The 2,165-nt window shown below is 71.1% G+C and carries 1 protein-coding gene; it reads left to right on the forward strand.

The features are described from left to right. A partial coding sequence (locus tag IE226_RS43500) for a condensation domain-containing protein (protein WP_229871985.1) occupies positions 1–2,165 on the forward strand: 2,165 nt, incomplete at both ends.

A 2,165-nucleotide genomic window follows, 5' to 3' on the forward strand; every position in this document is an offset into this window, starting at 1 on the left:
GGCGGGGCGGCTGCCGGAGTTCATGGTGCCCTCGGTCCTGGTGATGCTGGACCGGCTGCCGCTGGCACCGAACGGAAAACTGGACCGGGCCGCGCTGCCGGAACCGGAGTTCGGCGGCGGCGCCTACCGCCCGCCGGGTTCGGCGGTCGAGCGGGACCTGGCCGCCGTCTACGCGGAAGTGTTGGGCCTGGAGCGGGTGGGAGTCGACGACGACTTCTTCGCCGTGGGCGGGGACAGCATCCGCTCGATCCAGGTGGTCTCCAGGGCCCGGGCCCTGGGCGTGGAGGTGTCCCCGCGGCAGATCTTCGAATGCCGCACCGTGGCCGAGCTGGCACAGGTCGCGGTCACGGACGGCTCGGACACCGGTGTGGTCCTTGAGGAGTTCGAAGGCGGCGGAACGGGCCTTCTGCCGGTGCTCCCCGTCAGCCGGTATCTGCGCGAACTGGGCGGCGGCTACGGCCGGTTCTCCATGTCGGCGGTCCTGGAACTGCCGGCGGGCATCGACGCGGCGGGACTGTCCGCGACCCTGACAGCGGTCTTCGACCGGCACGACGTCCTGCGCTCCCGGCTCGTCACCGGCGACGAGTGGCATCTGGAGGTCTCCGAACCTGGTTCGACGGACGTGGCAGGCCTGGTCCACCGGGTCGGGTGTGACGGTCACTGGGAGGAGCAGCGCTGGCGGGAGTCGGCACAGACGGAACTGGACGAGGCCGCCGGACGGCTGGACCCCGCCGGTGGCGTGATGGCGCGGTTCGTGTGGTTCGACGCAGGCCCGGATGTGCCCGGCCGCTTGCTGGTGGTGCTGCACCACCTGGTCGTGGACGGCGTCTCCTGGCGGATCATGCTGCCCGACCTCGCCGCCGCCTGGGAACAGGTCCGTGCGGGACGTACACCCGAACTCGCCCCGGTGGTGACATCGGTACGGCGCTGGACCCACGCCCTCCAGGACGAAGCCGCAAGCGAGAGCCGCGTGGCCGAACTCGCCCTGTGGCGTGCCGTGGTGGACGGCCCGGACCCTCTCATCGGCCGCCGCCCCCTGGAACCGGCCCGGGACGTGACCGACACCGCCGACCACCTCTGGGTCCAGGTTCCGGCACGGGTGACGGAGGCGCTGCTGACGTCGGTGCCCACGGCGTTCCGCGGGCAGGTCAACGACGGCCTGCTGGCCGGACTGGCCCTCGCACTCGCCAAGTGGCGGCACAACCGCGGCGTCACGCAGTCCTCGGCGCTGATCCGGCTCGAAGGACACGGCCGCGAGGAAGGCGTCGTGCCCGGCGCCGACCTGTCCCGCACGCTCGGCTGGTTCACCAGCATGTTCCCCGTCCGGCTCGACATCAGGGGAATCGACCTCGGTGACGCATTCGCGGGCGGCCCCGCGGCCGCAGCCGCGGTCAAGGCCGTCAAGGAGCAGCTCCTGGCCATCCCCGACAAGGGCATCGGCTACGGCCTGCTGCGCCATCTGAACCCGGAGACGGCCGCCGTGCTCCGGCGGTACGACACCGGGCAGATCGCCTTCAACTACCTGGGCCACTACTCCGCCGCCGACATGCCGGAGAACCTGCGCGGCCTCGGCTGGACCCGTGCCGACGACACCACCGACCTCGTCGCCGCGCCGGACGCGGACATGCCGCTGATGTCGACGCTGGAGATCAACGCACTGGTCACCGACACCGAACAGGGCCCGTGCCTCAACGCCCGCCTGGGCTACCCCACCGGCGTACTCACCCGCCAGGACGTACAAGAACTGGCCGACCTGTGGTGCACCGCCCTGGAAGGGCTCGCCCGCCACGCGGCCCAGCCCGGCGCAGGAGGCCTGACCCCGTCAGACGTGCCGCTGGTCTCGACCGACCAGCGCGAGCTTGAGATATGGGAGAAGAAGTACCCCGCCCTGACCGACGTGTGGCCGCTGACCCCGCTGCAATCCGGACTGCTCTTCCACGCCCAGCTCGCCGACACCGCCTACGACGCCTACCACATGCAGCTGGTCTTCCACCTCTCCGGACCCGTACAACCCCAACGCATGCGGGCCGCCGGACAAGCAGTCCTGGACCGCTACGCCAACCTGCGCACCGCTTTCGTCAACGACACCGCCGGCGAACACGTCCAGCTCGTCCTCGACAGTGTCCCGCTGCCCTGGCAGCAGACCGACCTGAGCCACCTCCCCG

Origin of the sequence: Streptomyces longisporoflavus (assembly GCF_014649775.1) — a bacterium.
GTDB classification, from domain to species: domain Bacteria; phylum Actinomycetota; class Actinomycetes; order Streptomycetales; family Streptomycetaceae; genus Streptomyces; species Streptomyces longisporoflavus.